This is a genomic window from Roseburia hominis A2-183, from assembly GCF_000225345.1.
Taxonomy (GTDB): domain Bacteria; phylum Bacillota; class Clostridia; order Lachnospirales; family Lachnospiraceae; genus Roseburia; species Roseburia hominis.
In genome coordinates, this window is sequence record NC_015977.1 from 2,870,745 (window position 1) to 2,895,058 (window position 24,314).

The window sequence follows — 24,314 nt, forward strand, 5'->3', positions numbered from 1 at the left end:
AGAGCTTTTTTATGCACTTTCATTTCACCAGATATGTGAAAAATACATTTCCTGCCGCTGTAAACATCTCATCCGCCTCGGTCAGAGTCTTCCGGTATGTCGTCCCCAGCGCTGGGTCGAATATCACGACGCTGTTGCTGTCATATCCGATGATCAGCACCGCATCCGTGCTTCCTGTCATGGAAAATACAGGGCTGCCGCAGCTGACATAATAGAGAACCTCCTCAATATTGCATCCGGTCAGATCCAGCACCTGCATATCCTTCATCGTATTGTTCAGGATACTCTTCGGCGTCTCTCCGCCCTCAATGAGTGCGTTCACGCTGATATTGATTCCTTCTTTTTCCAGCATGGCATTGATGCACTGCGCAATGCTTCCTGCGCCGGCGTCCTCCGCACCGACCGCGATATCCGACAGTGCCGGCTGTGCGGACTTTCTGGAGCGTTTCCATACATACTGGAGGTTATCTCCAATCACGACTCCCATGCTGTCGTTTGCCGCCGTGACGGCCTCTGTGACATCGTCTGTCGCCAGCACCACATCACCTTTCACGTATACATAATAGTGCTTTGTGCTGCCCTCTTCCTTGATTGCCACCGTGCGCTCTTCCTCTAAAATCGTCTCCTTCGGCGTGAGAAGCTTCGGCGTCTTTTCCGCGGACGCTCCGGCAATCGTAAGCTGCACCTCGGTCTCTTTTTCCGCCGAACTGCTTGTTGCAATATTGACAAGTTTTCCGGAATCTCCCTCGCGGTTCATGATCATATCCTGATCCGCCGGGACATATGCCGTGCCGTTATACTGGATGCGGTTCAAGTGCATCGTGTAGTCCTCGATCGACACACCGCTCACAAAATAGCCGCTCTTTTCGTATGTTTTCTGCACGGTAAGATCTTTTGTCGAGACATCCACAATCCGGATCTGGTACATCGGAAATGTCACATTTCCGGCGGCGTCCTCGAAAATATCCGACTGTCTGGCAATGCCGTACACAAAGTCCTCGTCCATGAATCCAAGTGGCTTGATGGCTTCCCCGGTGCCCGCCGCAATCTCCTGCGTGCTCTGATCCGACAGATTCATCACATGGATCACACTGCTGCCCATCTGGGAATCCCCCTCCGTCTCCATCCACGCAAAATAGTGGTTGGACGCGGACACTGCAAAATCCTGTACATTCAGATCCGTCACCAGTTCCCGCACTGAGAGAGTATTTAAATCGATTCCGTAGACACACCCGTCCAGCATCAGGAAAAGCTCTCCGCCCTCGTTTACGTACATGAGCTGCCCGAGCTCCGACTTCATCACCTCATACGACTTATCTGACGGGATGAAAACCAGCTCTTCATCGGTATTCGCCAGGCTGTCGTAATGATAGACCGCAATTCCGACTTCCCCCTCATGAATTCCGCGGTTCATGTAACCGTACACGATATAATCCACGCTTCCGGCTTCGTCCACACCGACGATCTTGATGTCGTGTTCTCCGTAGTTCTCGCGGCTGTCAATTCCCTCGTAACCGCGGAAACTGAACACTTTTGCAAGCGTATTTTCCACCGTATTGTAGCTCCAGAGTTCTCCCTCCTGCACGAACGCCACACTGGTTCCCGCCTCATTCGCCTTGTATTCAACGTTCGCTTCGCGGATTCCAAGCTGGATATACTGATCGTAAACGCTGTCATTTTCTCCGCGGAAAATCTGGTTCATGGTTCGCTCGAAATTCAGCAAATAGATGCGGCTTGTGGTGTAGCGCACCCTGTAATATTCTTCTATATTATAGTATTCAATCTGACCGCTCTCGTTGACACTGGATACCACATAATCGAGCACGATCACGTTGTAGGTCGGTGTGATCTCCTTGATTGACGGAACCGGCTCTGTCAGACGCTCTCCCTTAAAATCCGCCCAGCTCACCTGCTTTAGAGAAGAATTTAACGACACGAACTGCAGCGTCGTGTTATCCCCGGTCGTCCGCTCCATGTAAGTCGCCAGTGTTCCGGAGGTCTCATCGTTGAACGTCTTATCGTTAAAATCCTTGACGAATGCGACGCACTCGCTCACATAGCAGTCGACTGGCTCCGCGATCCTGGTATAGTAACAGATCGAACGGTCTCCGCTCCCGAGGCGGATAATCATCAGATACTCTTCGCCCTCTTCCAGCAGATTCTGGATCTGCAGATCTGCCGTGATCTTCCCGCTGCGCTCCTCATAGGAGGTGACATCCGCATTCGCAATCAGGCGTGTGGCATCGAGACTGCGGATCTCATAGGAAATCGTGTCGACCGCCGTCTGATTCGTCTGTATCACAATCGGAAGCTTCCGGTCTTCCCCCACCGGCGTAATGGTATCGCGCATATATGCGGCATCCATCTCCGTCACATACCCGTGTAGTTCATTCAGCTCCTGATCGCCCTGATACATGGTGATGACCGGCAGCGTCGCCTCCTTCATCTCCGTCGTCAGATCCTCGTTAGTATCATTCATAAATCTTCCAAATATAAGCACTGCTCCGATGAACACTGCCGCCAAGACTGCTGCCTTTATGGTTCCCTTCCGCAACGGTCATTCCTCCTATATAACGCAAAATAACTACCGCGCACAAAAACGCGATAGTTATATTAACACAAAATAACTATCGCACAAAAACGCGATAGTTATATTGTATGCATTTTAAAATAAATCCGCAATGACTTTCTCTGATTTTTAAGAATTGTTTTCGATCTTATCCGGGGCTTCGCACCCCCGTTACCACCAGCGTCTGCAGCGGCGGTGACGGCAGCGTCTCCGGTACATTTCGTTGTTTAAAATCACACCGATCAGCTCCCGCAGATGATCATTCTGTCCGGGCGGCGGCGGTGGCGGCGGTCTGTGTCCGGGCGGCGGCTGCATGCCTCCGTGAAACTGCTCTGCCTCCAGTTCGCCGTCTTCTCCTGTGACTTTCTTCTGGATGCGGTCTACCACCATCTCAATCATCAGACGGTCCGGATACTCATCAAACATCAGGCTGCCCTCGTATTCCATTCTGTCACATTCGTCTTCCACGCACTCCACAATCCTGCCAACCTCTTTGGGATACAGCTCCTTCATGCGGTCCATATCCTTCTCATACTCCATCTCGGTCAGATACAGATTCTGCATGGGGTAGCTCATATAAAAAGGCATCTTGGGCACATCAAACTGCGCGCGGAAAAACTGCTCCTGATTATAGTCCACTCTATACTCCCTATAGATAACTTCGCTATATCATATGCAGTGCGCGCGCGCCGGGTTACTGCGCCAGATTCTTTAACTCGTCCAATAAATCCAGATCGGACTGGAGCACCTTCATATTGGTCGTGATCGGCTCCTCGCCCGGCTTGGTGACGGTGATTTCAATTACTGTTCCCTCCGTAATGCCCGCAGAAAATACCGCGTTTAAAAACGCCGCAAACTTCGGATGGTTCTCAACGAACTTGTTTCTCGCATTCATAATCTTCATAAGTGAAGCCGGATTCATCATAATATCATACTCCCTTTCTTCTGTTGTGTCGTTCTGTCTCCCAGTATAGCACAACTGCCGCGGCACTTGCCAGTATTCTTCATCCATTTTCTGAGCATGGCACTCGTTGTATTTCTGATCCACCGGAAAACGTTCTATCTGCACTATACCTGCATCGAGGCTCTGTTTGAAGATCTCCTTGGGCAGATCACCGAAGAGTATTACCATGCCATCGACCAGCTCCCGATCGATGCGCCTTTTACGGAAGTAAACCGCGTCTTTTTCGAGTTTACCGCCAGACAGGAGCCGTACGCCGAGCGCCTTTTATGCGCACCGGGCTACCGCGAATTCGCCGATAAATTATTCTTAAACACCATGATTCACAATCGCACGAGACATAATCCCTACGCCGCATTTTCCAGGGAGGAGCAGAATATCATCAACACGTTTTTATGCGTCACCTCCGTCAATATTTACCGGCAGTGGGTGGCAGACAAAAAAAGAGTGCCGCTTGAGAGGCTGATTGCGCTCTCCGGCACCCTGTTAAATAACGGTGTTGTTTCTTTATTTTAAATCTGTCTTTTCCTTTTCGCGCAGACTCACCACAAGCTCATAGACCTCCGGTCTTCTCTGCTTTAAATGCTCATCCAGTACATGTCTGCGCTCCTTGAAGCGCTCCGCAAGCTCCGGATGCTCTGTTGCAATGCGGTCATGCACCTCCCTGCGGTGTTCCTCCAGACGTCTTGCGAGTGTCTTCTCATCCTTTCCGGAGATGTTCACAATCTCCTTTAAGTGTTCTTCCAGATGTTCCAGCCACTCGTCTTCATCCATTGCTTCCATGTGTGACCATCTGCCATGCAGCAGATTTTCCACATCACCGCCCTCCTTCAGCTGTTCAATCTGCAAAAGAATCTGTTTTTCAATCTGTTCCTCCGTCTCCGTGCCAAATGCCCAGACAAATTCCTGCACGCGGTTGTCCGCGCGCTTTCTCGAGGCACTGCGGTCGTCATTGTCCACACCGCCCTCCAGCGGATACGGGCGCTTGATTCCCATATCTTTTAACGCAATATGGATCGTTCTGCGCACGCTTCCTTCTTCGATCATGTAGCCAAGCCCCAGTTTCCGGAGCTGTTCGTTTAAATCGGCGATGTGCTCTGTCATGTAAAAGCGGATGCCTTTTTCTTTCAGCGACTGATATAACATTCCCAGTCCGTCCGCCGCCGTGATGTCCATACTGCCAATGCCGCTCGCATCCAGGATGACCGCCCTTGTCTGCTCCGTCACATGGTCCTCGATGTCCTGCTTTAGCACCTGTATGTTGGCAAAAAACAGGTTGCTGCTGAACCGGTAGATTAACACTCCCTCAACCGCATGGATCTGGCTTCCTTCTTTCAGATCGCGGAAATGCCGGTGCCCCGGCTGAATTCCCAGAAAACAGCGCGCCGGCTTTGCAGTGCGGATAATCATCTCGGAAAAGGAGAGGATGATGCCGATCAGTACGCCGTTGATCGTCCCGAGCATCAGCACTCCGAAGAATGCACCGGCAAAGATCAGACATTCCGTGCGGCTGACTTTCCACAACCGGACCGCCAGCTCAAACTCCGTCGCGCCAAGCAGAGCGGAGATCACGATTGCCGTCAGCACCGGCACCGGAAGATAGCCGATAAACCCGGTTCCGCCAAGCAGCAGCACGATCATCGAAAGTCCCGCCACAATCCCGGTCAGCTGTGTCTTTGCCTGATACTGCTCTCCCATCGCCGTCCGGGAGACCGAGCCGTTGATCGGGCAGCATCCGGTCAGCGCCGCGGCAAGATTGCCCATCGCAAATGCCAGGATCTCCTGATTGTCGTTGATGCGGTACCCGTTTTTCTGTGCAAAATTATTTTCTGCGAGCAGCGTCTCCGCCATGATGACAACCGCCACCGACAGGCTGATCGTAACCGCCTCCCTTACCGGCACCGCCGTAAAATCCGGCAGGCTCCAGACCGGAAGTCCCGGCTCCACAGCATCCAGCGTCTTAATGCCCCAAGCGCGCAGAGGCAGGTACTTTGTCATCAGAGCGCCCGCTGCCATCAAAAGGACCGCCATCGGGAATTTCGGCATGAGCTTTTTTGCAATCAGCAGTATCACAAGCGCAGCCGCGCCAAGCGCCAGGGACGGCAGGTTGATCTCCCCCGCCGTCTCCGCGATATGCTCCGCAAGCTCAAAGAATTCTCCCGTCCCCGCAGTGCCGCCCAGAAGCTTCGGCACCTGCATCAGGATGATGGTCGTACAGATACCGGTGATAAAGCCTCCCATCACCGGCGCCGAGATATAGTTGACCAGCTTTCCCGCCCGCATCACGTAAAACGCGAGAAGCCACAGCGCCACAAACGCGGTCAGCACCGGCACTGCCGCCAGCGCCTCCTCTGAGCCGCTCTCGATGTGCAGATCCAAAAGCGCCGCTCCGATCAGCGCGGCAGGCGCGGCGTCCACGCCGAAAATGAACTGCGGTGACGTCGAAAACAACACAAACAGGAGAATCGGGAACACCGATCCGTACAGTCCGTATACCGCCGGCAGTCCCGCAATCTGCGCGTATCCCATGGAGATCGGAATCGAGACCGCCATGATGATGAGCCCGGCGGTCAGATCCTTCCCGAGATTTTTCTTGTCATAATTTCTTATTGTCTGTACAAGCCTGATCTTCATCTGTCACACTTCCTTTGCTGCTTTTGTGTTATTTTACCACTTTAAGAAAATAATGTCAGCAAAAGGGATTCGATGTTTTTATGGCTGCAGTTCAAAATGCTGCACCAGCTCATTGAGCAGTGTCGCCTGGGATGCAAGTTCTTCCGAGGTTGCGGAGCTCTCCTCGGCAATCGCCGAATTGTCCTGTACTCCCTGCGAGATCTCCTCGATTCCTACCCGGATCTGTTCCATGCTCTGTGCCTGATCCGCCGCGTTTTCCGCCGTCTTCTGGATCATCGTGTTGACTTTATCCACGGCTTCTACCGCCGTCTTCAGGGAATCCATCACATGATCCGCAATCTGATTGCCCTTATCAATCTCCTCCATCGAAACGCTGATCAGATTCCGCGTCATATTGGCAGCTTTTGAGCTCTCCTGTGCCAGTTTTCCGATCTCATCCGCCACAACCGCAAATCCTTTTCCGGCCTCGCCCGCACGCGCCGCCTCTATAGATGCATTCAGCGAGAGCAGATTGGTCTGATCCGCGATCTGCTCGATCGTCGCAATGATTCCGACAACCTGTTCCGACGTCTCGTGGATTTTCTGCACTGCCTCCATCATTTCCTGCATTTTATCCTGACTCTGTTCCATCATGGCTGTCACTTTCTCCGTCTCCTCGGCAGAATGCAGGGCGTCTTTTTTGCTCTCCTCCACCTGCTCCACCACGGAAGTCGCCGTTGCGACCAGTTCCTCCACTGCTGCCGCCTGCGTGCCGCTGCCCTCTGCGAGCTGCTGTGCCGCATTTGCCAGATCGCCGGCACTCGAAGTCACCGTCTGGGAACTTGCGCTGATATTTTTCATGACATCATTCATCGAACTTGAAATATGAAGAAGCGCGTCTTTTAACTGACGGAATTCCCCGACATATTCCTGTTCGAGATGAATCTCCAGCTTTCCGTCTGCAATCTGATCCAGTGCGCCGGATGCTTCTTTTAAGTAGGCAATGTATTCCTTCAGGCGCGCGACCGTCGCCCGAATCGATTCCGCCAGTTCTCCGATCTCATTCTTTGCCGTAACATTCAGCTCGACATCCAGATCTCCCTCTGCCAGCCTGCTTGCCGTCTCGTCCAATTCTGCGATCGGTTTTGACAGCGCATATGCGCTCTTGTCGATGCTGCGCATCACCACGATAATTCCCACTGCGAAAATGACTAAGAGTACGCCGATCGTCGCAAACAGCATCTGATAGTATTCAAGGAACGGCATGTTGCTGACCACCAGATATCCGGTTTCTCCTACCAGCTGTACGGAACCGTATTTTGTGGTACCGTCCGCTTGCTCTGCTTAACAGCCAACGGTCCTTTCAAGACAGTCATCAGCAGATATAATCCTTGCTCTGTAAATACATGAGGATTATATCTGCTCTTACTGTTAAGATTTGCGGTCAAAAAATTTGACCGCAAATTTTCTACCTCGTCATCCGTAAGTTCAAACATAAAATCTTCATCAAATTTCTCAATATTATTTTTTACTTGTTGATTAAATGCTTTTGTAGTATAACCATATATTTCAGAAAGATCGGCATCTAAGATTACTCTTTGTCCTCGAATTTCATAAATTCTTTCTTTCAAATATTCTTCTGTAATATCAATCACAGCAATTTCTTCTTTCTTTTTATCTTCTGCCATAGAACTCCTCCATCCATTTTGCGGTCAAAAAAATCGTCCGCAACTCTCATATAACATATTGCTGACATCAGCAAAATGGTCTATTCTTCTTTTTTCTTCATTTTGTCATAATACGCTTTATACCTATAAATCGTCCTCTCACTGACATTGTTCCGCTTCGCAATTTCTACCATTGTCATGCCGCTCTCATACCCAACAACAAACAAAACAATCAATTATAAAGAAAAAATCTGTTTCAAGCAAACTTTCACACTAACCTCGGTATCTTTGATGGATACAATAGGACTTAATGATATATTGTACCTCGAAAAAGTGACGGTCAAATAGCAACCGTCACTTTTTCGTGCAGATATTGTAATCTTAGGGAACTAAACAACTTCTTTGCATATTGCTCCATATAATCGTAATCTGGCTGACCGTTAGCTGCAGTTGGCAATAGTATCATCTGTTTCTGCATACGTTCTTCATTGAATTTATAGCCGTAAGCATACTTGTTTTTTTGTTGAAGAATTACAGTTTTCATAAATAGGTAAATATATTTGTTTCCATTGTGTTTTCGCAAAACAAAGCGTTTTACATCATCTGAAAAAATACAGGTATATGGGTGATAAAAATTTTCGACCACACTGCCATTATAATTTACTCCTAGAACATTTCGATCCTCTGACGCATTCGTATTGCCTACAAAAGCCGTTACGCCATTATTAGAATCGGACGCACCTATAAAGGGTTTTGTGCCAGATTGCATATTACTTCTTGTTAATCGCTTTCCAGGGCGAATAACAAAAATATCACGTAGGTAAAATTCTTTCCATTCCTTTTCCTTCAACGGCGGAAGTCCCCCCCCCCGAATTGGATATTTTTACCAGTATATTCAATGTATTTTTGTACAATTTGCTGTTCTCGTTCTTTAATATACTGCTCCATAAAGTCATAATCAGGTGTGCCAGATTCATCAACAGGTAAAACAATTTTTTCTTTGTTTATTCGCACATCATTTATTTCACGGTTGAAACTATATTTTTCCTCAAGGCGCTGGACAATGGTTGCTATAAACAAATAGCTGTATTTATTTAATCTATCTGATTTCAATGATGTTACATGGTCACTTGCAATAAATTCATAGCTGTGATAAAAAGTCTTTCCAACACTGCCACTATTTGCCAAAGTTAGGCATTCCTTATACTTTCTTACTTTGTCATCATTCCCTATAAATGCGTCAACACCATTATTTATTGCAGAAGATGATACATAAGGAGTCTTTCCCTGTATATGGTCAGCATTTTTTAATCTCTTGCCACGCTGAATATCTGGGAAAATATCACGTAAGTAGAATTCATTCCATTCTCTATCATGCAACTCAAGCATTATTATCACCGCCTTTCTGTTCAAACAGATACCCTTTACCATGTGTGACCATGTTAAACTCAAATGTCAAATAGTCAGCAATACTGTTCATAAAATCGTCTTCTGTTGGTATTTCATCGTTATAGTAGTAGAAGGAATGTAACCATTCGTCCGTATCTTCAACAGTTGTTTCCACCATGAAACTTGATGGAAAATCCGCCACCTTGCCACGCCAACAATCAAGAAGATACTGCTGTTTATCTTTTGCACGTTCAGTTTCCACTAATCCCAAGTGCTTTTTGACTTCAAACCCATCATCTTCAAAATTGATGAATTTTGCAATCTTATCTGCCGGATGCGGTTCACCTGCTGTAAAAACAGCGATACATGGAACAGTACCGACCCGATAGAATGTATCTTTATTTAAGCTGATAACACCCTCTAAAGTATGTTTTTTCAGAATATCCTGCTTGACGGCTTTATCTTCTTTTGTTTTTCCAATCATAGCGGACACAGGTACAATCACAGCTACACGCCCGCCTGTTGTAATTGAATTAAGCAAATGACGGATAAAACACAATTCCGAAAGGTTTGCTGTGTCCTTGCCTTTTGCCTGTGAATACGGTGGATTCATAAAGCCTACTGTAATGCCACCCCCCTTTAACTGCAATTCACCAGGGTCTTGTGCCAGAAAATCTTCACAAATCAAGTTACTTTGACCGTCCCCACGCAAAATCATATTCGTTGTTGCAATCGAAAACATATCGTCACGAATTTCTATTCCATAAATTTGTTGTTGCTTGATGTGCTTGCGTTCTGCATCACTTTTTGCTAACCGTAGCATTTTATGCATTCCAGAAATCAAAAATCCACCCGTGCCGCAACACGGATCAAATATAACATCAGTCGGTTTTAAATCTACCAATTCACAGAACAATTCCGTGATATGACGAGGTGTAAGAACAACACCAAGTGCCTGACCATCACCTCCCGAGTAAGAAACAAATTCACCATAAAAACGTCCCAAATAATCTTCACGCCCATTTGATACAATCGCCTGAAAAATGTTGTTGTTAATATACTCTGCAAAATATTTCAGAGGTGTTTTATCTCCTAAATCCGCACGCTTTGTGTTTAACTGTGGTCTATCCTTTATCAACGTAAACTGATTCAAAACACGCTGTTTTTTTACTTCTGGGGCAACTTTTGCACGTTGTAAATTTTTTTCAAGATATTGATACAGAATAGCACCGTCCGTGTTGCTCTCCAGTGTATCTCCCGTCAACTGATTTAAATTAAAACCGTATTCTTTTTCACGCAAGGCAAGAAGAATTGCTGATACCACAAGTGGCTTTTCATCTTCCCCAAGTCCACCATAATTTCGCAGATATTCATGCAGTTCCTTTGCCTTTTTTAAAATATCTGCAAGTTCAATATCTTCCGGAGGTGTTTCTTCAAGCACAAGTCGTTTGTAATATTCCACAATATGTGCCATTGAAAAGTTTTCAAAAGTTTGGACTTCCGGTAGCCATTTATATCCGTTCTTATCTACAAAAAGTGGCTGTAAAGTGTGATGTTTGCTATCACCAGCATTGCCAAACGCAAAGACCTTTTTGTAGGTTGTTTTCTGCAAAATGTGCTGTGCATAATGCAACGCACCATTAACAGCATAATCGGTTGTTGCCTGTACCGTCATAGAAATAGTGCCATCTGCTTCTTTTAAACAAAGATTCGCACGGTCCGCTTTATCTTCCATGACAAGGACAAAATCATCTACAACCGCTATGTATTCTGGAAATCCTACCTTACCTGTTTGGTGTTTTGACGCTGTTTTCAGTGCTTCATTGATAGGTACAATGTTACTGCCCTGTGTATCTGCCTGAATGCCAGCTTCAACTAACAGATCGTGTATATATAAATCAAAATTTGCTTCTTTTTTAGCCATAGTTCCGCTCCCTGACCTTCTATGTGTTTTGGGTGCAAAACCCAAATATAAGAATATCATAAGTTGGCAAAAATCTCAATCTAGGCATTACGAAGAATCATGAACAAACCTTGTCTCATATCATTTACTTCCATTCAATATCTTGTAGTGGATTCAATTAGCAAACAGTCCAGTACCAAAGTCAAATACCGGGCTGTTAATATATACTAAAAGCAACCAAAGTTCCATCAATCCATATCTTCTAATCAGATAAGATAGATATCATTCATATTAGTCTTATTACTTCAGTATCATTACCTTGTCCCTTGAACACTTCCATATCAGCAAAAAAGACATCCCCTGACCTGTAAAATCTACAGTTCCGGAATGTCCTTTTCCCATACTTTACTATATTTTTAACACACGATGCTACTTATTCACAATCTATATGATTCCAAAATGTCTAAATGCCTGCATAATCGCATCTTCCTTCTCCGGTGTGCACTGTGGCTGTCTGGCATTCTCTGATTTAGCCAGATTGAAGTTCTCACTGACATCCAGTCCGCATTTCTTCTTAATCTGTGCAATATACAGCGAAGAAACCTTAAGTCCAGTCTGTTCCAATACATATGCCTTTATCTGCTCATAAGTTGCTTTTCCCTTAAATTCAGCTAGATCCATATCCTCCAGAGAGAAGTCCACCTTCACTTTCCTGCTGTCGACCATTCTCCGTTCCACTTCGGTCCGCGCTGAGCAAAGGTCCACCGGACCTTTGCTCAGCGCCCTTGGAAAGTAAGGCAACCGTCTCCACATGCCATGAGTGTGCAATAAAGATGCACATCCCCTGGCTTTTCGTTAAGCCTTGGATTCAAAAATGATGCAACGGTCCTCTATCGGACCTGCAAAAATAAGCATGATGCACCACTTTGCATCTGCCATAGAAAAAGATTAGATTTGTTTTGAGATACAGGTCTGACTGACCTGCGTGTGATTTGTGTTCTGCTCTTTCTCTATGGTTCACTTATCCGTGGATAACTTCTAGGATATTGTACCATAGATTGTTTATTTCGGAAATTACTTTCCTCTAAAAATGGGCAGAAGAAAACCTCCAAATCTTTGTGGACTTGGAGGCTTGATTCTACTCATTTTGATAAAGTAACAAAATCATTTATCTACTTTATAACATTTTGCATACAGTCTTACACCATGTATGAACTAAATTATTCAGGATAAACCGTTTTCGCCAAATCGCTAAAATACTTTCTTACACGTGCTTTTTCTTCCGAAGTATTATTATAATTTAAATTTTCTACAGCGATAACCTTCCTAAAAACTCTTCTAACATAATCATCGATATCTGTCGATAATTTCACCAAATTTTCCCTATTGTTTTCTTGCAAATATTTCAAATTATCTCCATGAGAGCCATCCGAACGTACCCCATAGGCATCTCTCATATTTTCCCTAATTCTTTCTTGTTCCTCACTATCTTTCCCTATGTATGCAGCAGTAATATTGGATATATTCTTCTTATGTTCTTTCTTTATGGCATATATACATTCCAAAACAGAACAATACTTATCTATTTTACTCGATAAGACTCCTGTTCTACGAGCTTCTTGTAATATTATCAAAGCTCTTGCAAAACTTTTTCCCTCCGTACTTATTGCTTTATCGATATTCCATACCTGTGTTCCTACGCTATATGTATTTTCAACTCGCCCCATTGCGGACTCATCTGGCAATAAACAACGATATACTTCATACATTCTATCAATTGCTTCTGCCATTTCAACATCTGTTAGGCATATTTCTGATATCGTCCCATTACTCATAGTTATGGGCATATCTCTTGTATCTTGTGAATTATATCCATTAAGCATATTAATCCAATAAATAAAATTAGCCATAACGCAAGAATCCTTTACAAACCAACATCCCAAAGAAAATGCCTGCGCAAAATTATTTAAATGTATTAACTTCATACCATATGTCATATCGAGTTCTTCTTTGGTACTTTCAAATTCTTTTTCTTGTGTAGGGATTAAAAAAACCATCATTGGCTTCCTTAATATAGCATTATACATATTTTCACCTATTTGATTTTTCAAACCTGATTTTTTTATCAAAACCATTATATCCTTTTGGTTAACCAAAAACTGACCATTTGCACCAACAATCATTCCATCCATATTTATATCCTTCTTAATATTTTCAGGAATAAACTCAAAACTTTTGCTACCAATATCCAAATTATCCAATCTATTAATCAAAAAGTTCATATTATTTCCTCTCTCGTATCCTAAGCCTATCCATTATCCCTTATTTTCATGATGTAATCTAGCCGTATAATTTACCATCTATACTTATTTCGTGGAAAACGCAATCCTGACATCCCCATGTCCTCACAAATCGAGGATAAAATTTTCAGTATTTCTTCACGAGTAGAATCAAACCACTCTCCTAGTTGCCTGTCACTAAAGCAATACATTACCTCTCCTTCACCATAGGTAGAATAAGCCCCTGCTGCCTTAGCTATTTTTAATCGTCTTCGTAATGCAGATAACATATCTCCAATTACATTAAGTTTTTCACGCCACTCATCATTACTAATGGCTGATTTCCCCTCTGATTTTCTTAAAATATTTCCGTCTCTAGTTCTAAGAATACCTGTATTTAAGGCAATTATTGTATCCTCAATTGCTTTATCAAAATCTTCCATTCTTCCTTCCTGACAAATTGGATCTCTAAATGCCGGGCGGTCAAAACAACATACAAGAAACTTAATAATTTCTCTGTCTGTTGTATATCCACCTTCTGTCCCTGTCTCTAATTCAAGTACAGCCATTTGTTCTGATATTTCTTTCCATTTTTTAAGTTTATCTACCGAGTATCGTTGTACATCTGAATCAATCAATTTTGAACATGACTGGCACAACCATATTCCATTCTCGTATGATCTTCTTTCTTGGGAAGTCATATTATTGTCATATCTGGGACCGCCCTTAGCTGCCGCTGTAATATGAGCTGCTACCCCAATATTAATCACATCTGTCGATTCTGTTCCTGCACCTCGTGTCGTTCTTCTGCATCCCGGATTACTACATTTCCATCCAACTCGATTTGCCAATAAGTTTATTGTTGATTGTTTAAAATCATCTCTCATCATATCATTCCTTCCAACCATTTTATTTCTAGGAAATCTATGTTCATGACTTCTTTTTTCGTTTTCTTTTACTTCTAAATGTTTTAATTAGGAACATTGATTTCTCTAATATTTCCATACTGATACATCTCTGTTTATCCGGCTTTACTCTCCTGTAATAGCTTTCAACGACTTCTCAATCTCCTCTATCGAAGGAAGTGAGCTTTCAATTTCCTTCGGAAGAACTTTTGACAACTGATATTCAGAAATCCCTATCGGTACACTACTAGCTTCCAGTGAATATTCAGCAACCACATTGTCCTTTGTTTTACAGATAATCAATCCTATTGTTGGATTATCCATCTCTGTTTTTAATTGATGATTTACTGCAACAACATAAGTTCCGATCTGGCTGGTATAAGATGCATCAAACTCGCCTACTTTTAAATCAATGACAACATAACACCTCAATTTCATATGGTAAAACAGAAGATCCATTGCCATTTCTTTTTGACCAATCATAATCGGTTGCTGTCTACCGATATACGCAAACCCTTGTCCTAATTCCAACAAAAATTTTGTTATATTATTTGTCAATGCATCCTCAAGTTCTTTTTCTCGGTATCCCTCTGTTAATGTCAGAAAATCAAAGTTATATGGGTCTTTGATTACTTCTTTCGCCAAATCACTTTGCAAAGCCGGAAGCTGTCTGTCAAAATTTGTTATTGCTTTTCCCTGTGACTTATAAAGATTCACATCCAGAAAATTAAGCAGCATTGCTCTGCTCCAACCATTTTCTAATGTTTTGTGTACATAAAATAATGCTTCTGTTACATTTTCGCATTTTGTCATTATTAGAATATGGTGTCCCCAAGGTATTGAACATATTTTTTCCAAATCGTCAACAACCTGTTGACGATTTTCATTATCACTTTTGTAAAATTCAAAAAAGCGTTTCATGTACTTCAAGTTTGTCACCGAAAAACCACTTACACTTGGAAATTCCTCTTTTAAAGACTGGCTCATTGTCTTATAGAAACCCGTTCCCCAAATTGCATCTGCATGCTTATCCGAAATTTCTTTTCCAATATGCCAATACATTCTTATCATTTCTGTGTTTACTTGAACTGCCGCTTTTAATTGGCTGACATGAACCAGTTCCTTTATCTCACAAATCCATTTCTGATAATTCTCATCATTTATAATTTTTAATTCATTTGACATAATATCATAGCCCCTTTTCAGCGTATTATATTAATAATCTCTTTTTCAAACCAAACACTTTACTATCCTCATCAAATTCCATTTGATATGCTTTGCATACATCAATACTCTTAGCCACTTCAACAAGCTCTTTTCTATATTCTTCTTTACAATTAAGACCTATGTAAATTTTGGAAGGAATTGCCGGAAAATCATCTCGATGACAAATAATTCTATACTCTCTTTCATGCTCCCAACTTTTATGTTTTGCTGCAAGAGATAAAATCAACATCTGCAAATAGACATTTGCATCCGCTGATGTATCTGTATACTCTCTGCCTTCCTCTTTCATTTTCATATATTCATATAATAAATTTGTAGTAATAGCATTTGCAGATACTCTTTCTGGCTCATAAGTTACAGGAAAAATATATTTCTTCTGCATATCACATAGCAGATATTCAACACAAAAACCCTGATGATTGTTTGCATAATAAGCCCACATTGGCATATTATTTTCATCAGTATTACTCAAGCAAGTGTATCGGAATCCATTCGCCACAGAAGTATAGTAATCTACTACCATCTCTTTATCCCAACCACTCTTTTCCAGTTTATCTTTATCAAACTTAAAAAATTTTCCCTCAAATGGATCATTAAATCCGGAAGCTGTACTTAAAAATATTCTTTGCTCTTTTAGATATTGTAATTTTGATTTATTAACAGTTACGTTATCATTCAAGCTATAATACTTTACTAATCTTGTTGGAACTTGAGTTGCCTTATACTCAACAGCCTCTTGAAATTTTCCCTGTCTGTATAATTCAATATATCTATCATAATCCATACCCTATTCCCCCTCAATGTATTCTTTCATTAATTCAATAATAAAATCAGCAGCTGTTGGTGTATAATTCGGAGAAACACAGAAGGTTAAATAATCAAACTCTCCATTGTAACTGATATTCTCAGCACACCTTACAATTTCAAAATCCACCTCTGGTTCACGCTTTGCTGTTGCATAATACCTTTCTGTATTTGACGCAATCTCTATCGCTTTCATCTCTTCATTATGAACCAACTGAATTTTATCATTTGGTTCCATCCCATCTTTCAAAATCATCCACACATAATCATTTCCTATGTCTGCAGGATTACACACATAAACAAGTTTTTTAATCCATCTGAACGCCAGTGCAAATAACAAATAATCTCCTATTCTTGGCTCATAATACTTTTCAAACATGTTACCATAATTTTCTATTTTTGTTCTTTCTTCTACTGGCACTGTAATCAAAGAGTCAATAATAAATGTCCAAGAAGGATATCCCAAACCCAAATCAGCATGTGAATCAATATGTACTACTTCAAAAGGTATCGACAATCTCTCTTCTTGTATTAACTTTCTCCAATAATATAATGCCTCATTATGGTGGGTGACTATTTTCCCCTTAATTTTTGTTTCTTTAGAAAGCCCCAGTTTATTTTCCAAAAAATCAATCACTTCATCTTTGCTCCATACTTGATAATCTTCATCTGGTAATCTATCTGTATTGTTTTCCGATATTATAATAGGGATTTCCTTTAAGAAATAGTCCATATCTATATCCACTATTCTCATATTATTCTTCATTCTATTTCAATACCTACGCTTAGCATAATTATCAAATTTATTGTATCAATATCAGCATTAAGTTACAATTCACTTTTCCCATCATTTACTTATGCCAACAATAAAACGCCCGAACTGCTGTGGTCAAGCATTTTTGTAACACTTGTGGCTAAAAAATATCTTGCTCCAGCTACGCCACCCTTGCTTCATGTGGAGTAGCGTAACCATTATAACTATGCGGGCGCACATAATTGTATTCAACATATGAAAAATCATCTACCGTTTGATAGAGGGCTTCCTCTGTCTCAAATTCATACAGGTTGGTGCACTCATTTTTCAATGTATTAAAATAACGTTCCATCGGAGCATTATCATAAGGGTATCCCGCTTTGCTCATACTTTGTGTGATATTCATGGACTCACAAAACTCGGTAAATGCCTTAGATGGGATAGACGAAAAGAAACGGCGGCTCTGAAAATCAAAGCCGCCGCAAGAAATAGATGCATGGCAATTTGTCTGCTATACGACGGCTTTTTCTTTGCCGTCGTCCGGCAGATTTTACATATTTACTGGTAAGATGCAGTATCAGCCTCTTCTTGTGTTATCTGACCATCTGATACAGCCTTTTCAATCGCATCGTCCAATTCCTCCTGAGTGGCAAAATCACCAATGTGGAAAGAACTCCCGTCGCTCCGAACAAAATTCGCCCCATAGACAGAGACAATATCTTTGCCATCCGGGGGGATCTGTGCATAGCCGATACCCTCGTCGTTATCTTTGGAATACAATGTGCCAGATTTGATCTCGTCCAAGATTTTCTCGTACTCTGCGATTTGGGCATTTACGCTGTCTTGTGTCCATTCATGGAAAACGCCCTGCCCATCATACCAACCATCTCCTGTGCCAATAAGAGCCTCAAGTTCGGTTTTTTGCGTGGCTATCCAATCTTCATATTCAGAAGCAGTCCACCAGTCGATTTTGGGAATTTCTTTTTCATATTCAGATTGCGGCATCCAGCTATTACCATCAAGGCTGAACTGTAAGCCATTTTCCCCGGTTCGGCACAAGACTTCTTTCTCCAAGGAAATGGGAGGCTCGGCTTCGGTTTGATGTTGAGCTGCTGCGGCTGTGCCGAAACCGACAAGGCTAAGCAGTAACAAACTTCCCAGCCCGATACCAAGTAATTTTTTTGTTCTCATAAGCAATACCTCACTTTCAAAAAATATAGTCGCCCCTTTTGGGGACGACTATATCATATCAAAGCGATTTGGATTTAATTTGCAGGGAATGTGGATTTTTGATGGAGTTACCTTATTGCTTTTTCGGAAGTCTCAGCCAGAAACACACACCATTTTCGGTGTTCTTGATACCATATTCTGCATTATGATTTTCAAGTATTCCTCGGACAATATACAGACCTAAGCCGGTGCCACCGGTTGCGCTATTCCTTGAAATGTCTACGCGATAAAACGGTTCAAACAAGTGGCAAATCGTAGTTTCTGGAATTTTAACACCAGTATTTTCGATACTACAGCTTATTATAGTATTAGTTTCAGTGACAGTAACAATGACTTGCTCGCCATCTGGTGAATAGCGTATAGCATTTATTAGAATATTTTGAATAGCTCGTTCCATTTCCGCCCTATCCAAAGGGCAACTCACTCTATCTGGTATATTTATGTGTAGGGATAGTTTTTTCTCTGAAATAAAATCTGTTAGTTCTGCAATCACTGTACGGAGTAATTCTGCAAAATCAATATTTGCAAATTGTATAGAAGTTTTATTTTTTTCAATTCTAGAAATATAGAGAAGTTCTCTTATAAGAACTTCCATTTTTTCCGTAACAGCTAAAGAGCGTTGGAGATATTTGGAGTGATTTTCATAGCCAACCACACCATTCAACATTCCCGATAAATGCCCCTTTAGAACAGTAAGCGGCGTTTTTAATTCATGGGACGCAGCACCAAAGAAGTCCATTCGCTGACGTTCTAATTCTCGTTCTTTTTCAATATCTGTTTTAAGCTGTGCATTTGCTTCTTGCAGTTCCAACATGGAGTGTGAAAGTGAGTCGGACAAGCAATTCAAATTATGAGCCAGACATCCCAACTCGTCAGATCGCGTTTCATCGCACCGCCCCGAAAAGTCAAGACTTGCCATTTGCTTTGAGGTGGCACTCAATTTTAGAACAGGCCGAGTAATAAAACGAGAATAGAACAAGGCACACAATATTGACAGAATAAACACCATGACGATAACATAGGGAAATGTAGACAACAACACTTCCGTTGATTGCCGCACAACATAAAGGTCTGTTATCACAACGAGCGTGTAGGATGCCCCGTTTTTCAATGAAAACTGGTAAGCTTTTGTATCTTTTTCCGTCGATACTACATTCTCATCTGTTGTATTGCTACCGTCAAATGTAACATAACTATCGGCTGTAACCATGTCTTGTTCAGTCGTAACATTCGAGGGATAAAGAGTATTGCCATATTCGTCATCAAGCCAGACCGTTGACCCTGTTTGAATTTCAAAGTCGGATATAGCTTTTATGCACTTGTCCAGATTATCATAAGTAGACAGGGTATCCAGCAACTCTAAAGATTGTGCCTCTGCATTTCGGTTTAAGGTATCTAAGTATGAGGATGGCATAATTTTTAAGATACAGAAAAAAGTCCCGCTGCAAGCAGATACAAGTAGCACAAACGTAATGAGAAAGACTTTTCCCGACAGTTTTTTCTTAATTGCTTTTATCAATTCTATATCCCACCCCTCTAATCGTTTCTATATAATCTACGTTTAATTTTTTCCTTAGATTTTTGATATGGCTGTCAACAATACGGTCTTCAACATAGGTATCAAAATCCCATAGCCGATCAAGTAGCATTTGTCGTGTAAATACTCGACCTTGATTTTCAAGTAAAAGGCGAAGTAAATCAAATTCTTTCTGCGTTAATATAACTTCTTGCTCTTTACAATACAAATGGAAACCCTCAATATCCATGCGTAAATCCTTATAAATGATAATGTCCTTATCAATGTTATCTTGTAAACCGCGACGTAGAATAGCAGCAATTTTACAGAGCAGAATTTTGGGCGAAAAGGGCTTTGGAATATAGTCATCAATTTGTTGTTCAAATCCTCGCAACTGGTTTTCTTCATCCGAAAGAGCTGTCAGCATAATAATGGGAACTTTTGACTTTTGCCGAATAACCTCACACACACCATAACCATCAATCTTAGGGAGCATAATATCCAATAATACGAGGTCAATTTCTGAATTGAATTTAGCAATTCCAGCAACACCATCAGAAGCAATAATTACTTTATATCCAGCGTCAGTCAAGTAATTATTCAATATTTCTTGAATATCAATATCATCTTCGACGACTAAAATATTTTGCATAAGCCAACCTCCTTTTTTAAAGAATAGCATATAAAAATGAATTTCTGATGGAGAACTAAATGAACCACATCACCGTAGAACTAAAATCCGGTGTCAGCATCGACGTTGATGCATGACTCCATAGACGCACGAAGGCTCCTCACCACTGGATAATCTCCGGTGATGGGGAGCCTCTCTTTATTTAGTGTATGTTACAATTCCAGACAAATCTCCATCTGAATGCTTAGATTTTATAGAGTATTCGATATGGAAACTGTCTGTTAACGGATTTACTAACAAGGCTGGTCCTAACCATTTCTTTTCTTTTGCTCTTAAAGATCCAATAGAAAATTCAAACTCAATATCGTTGCTTTTAGCTTTAGGCATTGCAATATACTTTGTTATCTCCCTGCCATAATCATCTGAATTATATCGAGGATTTCCGTTAATTCCAGCACCACTGAACTGAGCTCTCACTGATGCCTGACTTTCAGCCAAACTATCTGCTAAAGTGTATGATATATCGGTATCATAAGAAATATCTGATGATTCAGGCATCATCAAAAGTTCCTTTATAACATCTTCTTCATAAATCAAACCCTCTAAGCCTCGCATATCTGGATTTATGAGCTCCTTCGATGGAATAATCACTTCTACAACACCTTTATTTATCTTAACGTGTACATCTACATCCTCATCGTACACTTTAGATGCATTTTCAATTGCAAGTGGTATAAAAAACAATCCGTCAAAAGTCGTCGCATACCAATCCAGCATTCGCACACGATGTAAATTATATTCAAGCATCATGATACTATCATATTTGTTCTCCTCGTCTTTCGTCCCCTCATAAGAATATGATGACATTAAATCATATTTTCTTTCTAAGTTTCCAATATTGAAAAAATCTGTATCTTCATATATATCTATTCCAAGATAATTTTTGCACAAATCTATTATCGTATTTCTATCCTCATCCTTGATATGTACCCTCTGTAATTTGAAAAGATTTAATTTCAAAGAGCTAGTGACAGGAGTTAGAACTGAGCCATCTTTTCTAATAATAGCAGTTGCATTGCTTGTCTGTTTCTCATCTGCATTACTTGCCTCTTCTGTATTTAGGAGTTCAGATGGTTCTGTAATTTTCATACTTCTGATTTGTTCTACCAGCTTCAAAGATTCGTCTAATATTTGTGTTTTGTGCTTAACAAAAGAGACTGAATTTGATACCTCAATCGGGTGAAGCATATTAGAAATAGAGCCGTCATCATAACAACCCAGACGTAAATCTGAAAAACCTGTTTTAACACGCTTTCCATTTTCTAATATGTTTTCGACAATATCTTGTATTACCCCTTTTATATATCGTTTTATCTCTCCCTTACTTTTCCCATCTTTTAATGAAAATGGGGTCAATCTTCGACTTGCAATGTCAAAAGGCATATCCTCTGGTGCGCCATAATCAGCATTTAAAACACATATTACATTGTCCCATCCTACAACATGAGTAGCATATCCTAATTCAAGCATTACATTAGGATTCGGCATATATTTTACTTTCTTGTTTCCATCTTTATCAGTTGCCTCATATCGACATACAGCACTAACGTCAGCAACAAAAATATCGCAATCGTCGATTTTTGAGAAAATAGTCTGCGCAATATCAGGTGAACCAAATTCTCCTTTTGTATCACGGTCAGCTTCAATATCGACTGTATCTCTCAGTAAACGAACTGCATCTTTTATACTATCCTGAATTATGTTTCTAGTCTCACTTCCCGGCAAATCAGATTGCCAAGAATAAAAAATTGTAATCTGAGAATCACTCACATTACCGCCTCCTATCTCCGTTATCTATTCCACTGCCTGCTACTCCTTCGAGTATCGAGTGAGCTGAACTGCGGTCGGCTCTGACAACAATCCTAGTGCCTCAACCTCTGACATCTAATCCGCAGTCTAAACCCTACCGCATTTTTCACCGTTTCAATTCCGGTCATGCAGACTGTCCGGTAGATAAGTTCTCATACAAGAAAACCGGACTTTTCGCAAGGCTCCCGTGATGGTGTTAACCTCGCAAAAGGCCCGGAAATACGCCACTTTTTGGTACTTATTTATCTTTCTTAGACATCAAACAGACCGTCTCAACGGTACTTTCGTTGTCCCAACAAAGTTCCTGTGTCTCCCTGTCTCCAAAATACACCGGAAAACGGAACTTTATGTGCTTCAGAAATCTGCCATCTGGCTGCTCCTGCTCGTAAATGTCCACCTGTTCCACAAAGCTGTTAAGAAATTCTTTCTTCTCCAGGTCGGTGAACTTATCATATAGTTTATCAAAATATAAAAGAAATTGATAGACGTTTTCTTCTGATATTTTCTGTTGCTGAATATTCAACAGGCGATTCTTGACTTCTTCTATACTGTTCTCCACGCCTTCAATTTCATCATACAGACGGTATAACCTTGTCTCCATATCCTGATATTTCTTCTCATAAAATTTATCCATGATATCCAGACTGTCCATCTGCTGTCCAAGTCTTGCTTTTGCTCCGGTCAACTGCTTGTGCTGCTTTTCCAATCCTTCAATCTCTTTTTCTATTTCTTCTGTATCAATTCTTGAACCGATTTTATTCAGAATTGCTTCTTCAAATTTAGGATTCTTCACCAGCTTCCGGATAACTTCTTCCACTGCATTGTTAATCTTCTCCTCGCTCCATTGTTTACGATATCCACATTTATGACCGTCTACCAGACGACGATGTTTACAGGCATAATAGAAATAATCTTTATATAAGGTTCCGTCTTTCTTTTTCTTTCGGTTCACGTTCCCATACATACCGCTTCCACATAACGGACATCTCAATATTCCAGATAAGATATGCTCATGATCCAGACTATGCGTTTTTTCATATTTCACACCTGTTTTTTCCCGTTTTTGATGTGCCAGCTCCCAATCTGTTTCTGAAATAATCCCTTCGTGGATACCATCATGCAGCATATAATTTTCCTGTTTTACAATGCGATATTCATTTCTTGTACCAGAAACTTTCTCGTTTTTTCTTCGTCCATAAGCCAGCTTTCCACAGTATACCGGATTATCCAGAACGCCTTTTATAAAGGAAGAGGCAAATGCGTCCAGTGTATTATTCTGTCGTTTTTTCTTTTTATATCCATGCTGGTTCAGCCATGCAGCAATCGCAGAGATTCCCATATTTGTATGAATAAATTTGTCATAAATCAGACGGATAATCTCCGCTTCGTCCTCTGCAATCTGTAATTCTCCATTTACCAATTCATAACCATATGGAGCGAATCCTCCGTTCCATTTTCCTTCCCTGGCTTTCTGCTTACGTCCTTCCATTGTCTGAACAAGGATATTCTCTCGTTCAATCTCTGCCACCGCAGACAGAACAGAAATCATCAGCTTTCCACTATCTTTTGAGCTGTCAATTCCATCTTCTACACAAATCAGATTCACTCCAAAATCCTGCATCCTCTGCAAAGAATTTAATACATCTGCCGCATTACGACCGAATCTGGAAAGCTTGAACACCAATACAAACTGTACCTCATCTGTTCCATTCTCAATATTATCCAACATTCTCTGAAATTCCGGTCTGCCCTCTACGCTCTTTCCAGACTTACCTTCATCGGAATACTCATTTACAATTTCCATATTCTGAAATTCCGCATATCTCTTGAGTTTTTCTTTCTGAGCATCCAGACTGTAGCCATCTACCTGCATGGTTGTGGATACTCTGGTATATATATCGCATTTAATCTTTTTATTCTTCATAATCTTCCTCGCAGTATAACTCTGTTTTATTGTCCCAACCTTATTTTAGTACTTGTTCCAACTATTTTCAATA

21 protein-coding genes and 2 pseudogenes are annotated in these 24,314 nt (G+C 41.6%); 1 reads left to right on the forward strand and 22 read right to left on the reverse strand.

The features are described from left to right. Positions 1 to 19: 19 nt before the first annotated feature. The 3 genes from RHOM_RS12815 to RHOM_RS12825 all read right to left on the reverse strand — a co-directional run bounded on the left by RHOM_RS12815 (position 20) and on the right by RHOM_RS12825 (position 3,494). Positions 20 to 2,554, reverse strand: coding sequence for a hypothetical protein (locus RHOM_RS12815; RefSeq protein ID WP_014080754.1), 2,535 nt, complete (start codon positions 2,552 to 2,554; stop codon positions 20 to 22). A gap of 186 nt (positions 2,555 to 2,740) precedes the next feature. Next, positions 2,741 to 3,208 carry a hypothetical protein gene (locus RHOM_RS12820; RefSeq protein ID WP_014080755.1) on the reverse strand — a complete coding sequence of 156 codons (468 nt, stop codon included), beginning with the start codon at positions 3,206 to 3,208 and terminating at the stop codon, positions 2,741 to 2,743. A gap of 55 nt (positions 3,209 to 3,263) precedes the next feature. Further along, positions 3,264 to 3,494 carry a hypothetical protein gene (locus RHOM_RS12825; RefSeq protein ID WP_014080756.1) on the reverse strand — a complete coding sequence of 77 codons (231 nt, stop codon included), beginning with the start codon at positions 3,492 to 3,494 and terminating at the stop codon, positions 3,264 to 3,266. Positions 3,495 to 3,590: 96 nt separating this feature from the next. Between RHOM_RS12825 and RHOM_RS12830 the strand changes: the two genes are divergently transcribed. Continuing rightward, entirely contained in the window at positions 3,591 to 4,046 is a 456-nt protein-coding gene (locus RHOM_RS12830) for a TetR/AcrR family transcriptional regulator (RefSeq protein WP_197736946.1), read from the forward strand. On the opposite strand, the gene RHOM_RS12835 is transcribed toward RHOM_RS12830, so the two are convergent. From RHOM_RS12835 to RHOM_RS12920, 19 genes and pseudogenes are all read right to left on the reverse strand, one after another. Then, positions 4,038 to 6,164, reverse strand: coding sequence for a SulP family inorganic anion transporter (locus RHOM_RS12835; protein ID WP_014080758.1), 2,127 nt, complete (start codon positions 6,162 to 6,164; stop codon positions 4,038 to 4,040). The genes RHOM_RS12830 and RHOM_RS12835 overlap by 9 nt on opposite strands. 78 nt (positions 6,165 to 6,242) lie before the next feature. Next, positions 6,243 to 7,409 (reverse strand): methyl-accepting chemotaxis protein, encoded by a 1,167-nt coding sequence (locus tag RHOM_RS12840; protein ID WP_052298528.1) that lies wholly within the window; start codon positions 7,407 to 7,409, stop codon positions 6,243 to 6,245. Between the two features lie 59 nt (positions 7,410 to 7,468). Next, positions 7,469 to 7,831, reverse strand: a pseudogene (locus RHOM_RS12845) (ORF6N domain-containing protein); the annotation flags it as partial. Positions 7,832 to 7,911: 80 nt separating this feature from the next. Continuing rightward, positions 7,912 to 8,010, reverse strand: a complete 99-nt coding sequence (locus tag RHOM_RS18320) for a helix-turn-helix domain-containing protein (RefSeq protein WP_021884829.1) — start codon at positions 8,008 to 8,010, stop codon at positions 7,912 to 7,914. A 140-nt stretch (positions 8,011 to 8,150) separates the two neighbouring features. After that, positions 8,151 to 8,660 carry a restriction endonuclease subunit S gene (locus tag RHOM_RS12855; RefSeq protein ID WP_044024694.1) on the reverse strand — a complete coding sequence of 170 codons (510 nt, stop codon included), beginning with the start codon at positions 8,658 to 8,660 and terminating at the stop codon, positions 8,151 to 8,153. Then, positions 8,657 to 9,199 carry a restriction endonuclease subunit S gene (locus RHOM_RS12860; protein ID WP_052298530.1) on the reverse strand — a complete coding sequence of 181 codons (543 nt, stop codon included), beginning with the start codon at positions 9,197 to 9,199 and terminating at the stop codon, positions 8,657 to 8,659. The genes RHOM_RS12855 and RHOM_RS12860 overlap by 4 nt, the downstream gene beginning before the upstream one ends. Beyond that, positions 9,192 to 11,123, reverse strand: coding sequence for an HsdM family class I SAM-dependent methyltransferase (locus RHOM_RS12865; RefSeq protein ID WP_014080762.1), 1,932 nt, complete (start codon positions 11,121 to 11,123; stop codon positions 9,192 to 9,194). The genes RHOM_RS12860 and RHOM_RS12865 overlap by 8 nt, the downstream gene beginning before the upstream one ends. A 423-nt stretch (positions 11,124 to 11,546) precedes the next feature. Further along, positions 11,547 to 11,828 carry a hypothetical protein gene (locus RHOM_RS12870; RefSeq protein WP_014080763.1) on the reverse strand — a complete coding sequence of 94 codons (282 nt, stop codon included), beginning with the start codon at positions 11,826 to 11,828 and terminating at the stop codon, positions 11,547 to 11,549. 494 nt (positions 11,829 to 12,322) lie between these two features. After that, the gene (locus tag RHOM_RS12875; RefSeq protein WP_014080764.1) at positions 12,323 to 13,384 is read right to left on the reverse strand and encodes a HEPN domain-containing protein; all 1,062 of its coding nucleotides are present in this window, start codon (positions 13,382 to 13,384) and stop codon (positions 12,323 to 12,325) included. 71 nt (positions 13,385 to 13,455) lie between these two features. Further along, positions 13,456 to 14,271, reverse strand: a complete 816-nt coding sequence (locus tag RHOM_RS12880) for a hypothetical protein (protein WP_014080765.1) — start codon at positions 14,269 to 14,271, stop codon at positions 13,456 to 13,458. A 141-nt stretch (positions 14,272 to 14,412) separates the two neighbouring features. Further along, the gene (locus RHOM_RS12885) at positions 14,413 to 15,471 is read right to left on the reverse strand and encodes a PDDEXK nuclease domain-containing protein (protein WP_014080766.1); all 1,059 of its coding nucleotides are present in this window, start codon (positions 15,469 to 15,471) and stop codon (positions 14,413 to 14,415) included. Between the two features lie 25 nt (positions 15,472 to 15,496). Further along, complete coding sequence (locus tag RHOM_RS12890) at positions 15,497 to 16,297, reverse strand: DUF2971 domain-containing protein (protein ID WP_014080767.1); 801 nt, start codon at positions 16,295 to 16,297, stop codon at positions 15,497 to 15,499. A 3-nt stretch (positions 16,298 to 16,300) separates the two neighbouring features. Then, positions 16,301 to 17,071: a peptide arginase family protein gene (locus tag RHOM_RS12895; protein WP_014080768.1), complete on the reverse strand. Its 771-nt coding sequence runs from the start codon at positions 17,069 to 17,071 to the stop codon at positions 16,301 to 16,303. 181 nt (positions 17,072 to 17,252) lie between these two features. After that, positions 17,253 to 17,519: pseudogene (locus tag RHOM_RS17085) on the reverse strand (transposase); the annotation flags it as partial. A gap of 110 nt (positions 17,520 to 17,629) precedes the next feature. After that, complete coding sequence (locus RHOM_RS12900; RefSeq protein ID WP_014080769.1) at positions 17,630 to 18,262, reverse strand: hypothetical protein; 633 nt, start codon at positions 18,260 to 18,262, stop codon at positions 17,630 to 17,632. A 112-nt stretch (positions 18,263 to 18,374) separates the two neighbouring features. Beyond that, positions 18,375 to 19,820, reverse strand: a complete 1,446-nt coding sequence (locus RHOM_RS12905) for a HAMP domain-containing sensor histidine kinase (RefSeq protein ID WP_014080770.1) — start codon at positions 19,818 to 19,820, stop codon at positions 18,375 to 18,377. Then, complete coding sequence (locus RHOM_RS12910) at positions 19,804 to 20,469, reverse strand: response regulator transcription factor (RefSeq protein ID WP_014080771.1); 666 nt, start codon at positions 20,467 to 20,469, stop codon at positions 19,804 to 19,806. Before RHOM_RS12910 ends, RHOM_RS12905 begins: the two co-directional genes overlap by 17 nt. A 177-nt stretch (positions 20,470 to 20,646) precedes the next feature. Then, on the reverse strand, positions 20,647 to 22,278 hold the full coding sequence (locus tag RHOM_RS12915; RefSeq protein WP_014080772.1) for a hypothetical protein: 1,632 nt from the start codon (positions 22,276 to 22,278) through the stop codon (positions 20,647 to 20,649). 277 nt (positions 22,279 to 22,555) lie between these two features. Continuing rightward, positions 22,556 to 24,241, reverse strand: a complete 1,686-nt coding sequence (locus RHOM_RS12920; RefSeq protein WP_014080773.1) for a recombinase family protein — start codon at positions 24,239 to 24,241, stop codon at positions 22,556 to 22,558. Positions 24,242 to 24,314: the final 73 nt, after the last annotated feature.

Coding starts and splice junctions, on each gene's coding strand:
- RHOM_RS12835 (WP_014080758.1), bottom strand. CDS start 6,164: ATGAAGATCAGGCTTGTACAGACAATAAGAAATTATGACAAGAAAAAT.
- RHOM_RS12865 (WP_014080762.1), bottom strand. CDS start 11,123: ATGGCTAAAAAAGAAGCAAATTTTGATTTATATATACACGATCTGTTA.
- RHOM_RS12910 (WP_014080771.1), bottom strand. CDS start 20,469: ATGCAAAATATTTTAGTCGTCGAAGATGATATTGATATTCAAGAAATA.
- RHOM_RS12840 (WP_052298528.1), bottom strand. CDS start 7,409: ATGCCGTTCCTTGAATACTATCAGATGCTGTTTGCGACGATCGGCGTA.
- RHOM_RS12900 (WP_014080769.1), bottom strand. CDS start 18,262: ATGAGAACAAAAAAATTACTTGGTATCGGGCTGGGAAGTTTGTTACTG.
- RHOM_RS12920 (WP_014080773.1), bottom strand. CDS start 24,241: ATGAAGAATAAAAAGATTAAATGCGATATATATACCAGAGTATCCACA.
- RHOM_RS18320 (WP_021884829.1), bottom strand. CDS start 8,010: ATGACAATGGTAGAAATTGCGAAGCGGAACAATGTCAGTGAGAGGACG.
- RHOM_RS12880 (WP_014080765.1), bottom strand. CDS start 14,271: ATGATGAGAGATGATTTTAAACAATCAACAATAAACTTATTGGCAAAT.
- RHOM_RS12830 (WP_197736946.1), top strand. CDS start 3,591: ATGGCACTCGTTGTATTTCTGATCCACCGGAAAACGTTCTATCTGCAC.
- RHOM_RS12895 (WP_014080768.1), bottom strand. CDS start 17,071: ATGAGAATAGTGGATATAGATATGGACTATTTCTTAAAGGAAATCCCT.
- RHOM_RS12890 (WP_014080767.1), bottom strand. CDS start 16,297: ATGGATTATGATAGATATATTGAATTATACAGACAGGGAAAATTTCAA.
- RHOM_RS12860 (WP_052298530.1), bottom strand. CDS start 9,199: ATGCTTGAGTTGCATGATAGAGAATGGAATGAATTCTACTTACGTGAT.
- RHOM_RS12870 (WP_014080763.1), bottom strand. CDS start 11,828: ATGGTCGACAGCAGGAAAGTGAAGGTGGACTTCTCTCTGGAGGATATG.
- RHOM_RS12875 (WP_014080764.1), bottom strand. CDS start 13,384: ATGAACTTTTTGATTAATAGATTGGATAATTTGGATATTGGTAGCAAA.
- RHOM_RS12825 (WP_014080756.1), bottom strand. CDS start 3,494: ATGATGAATCCGGCTTCACTTATGAAGATTATGAATGCGAGAAACAAG.
- RHOM_RS12885 (WP_014080766.1), bottom strand. CDS start 15,471: ATGTCAAATGAATTAAAAATTATAAATGATGAGAATTATCAGAAATGG.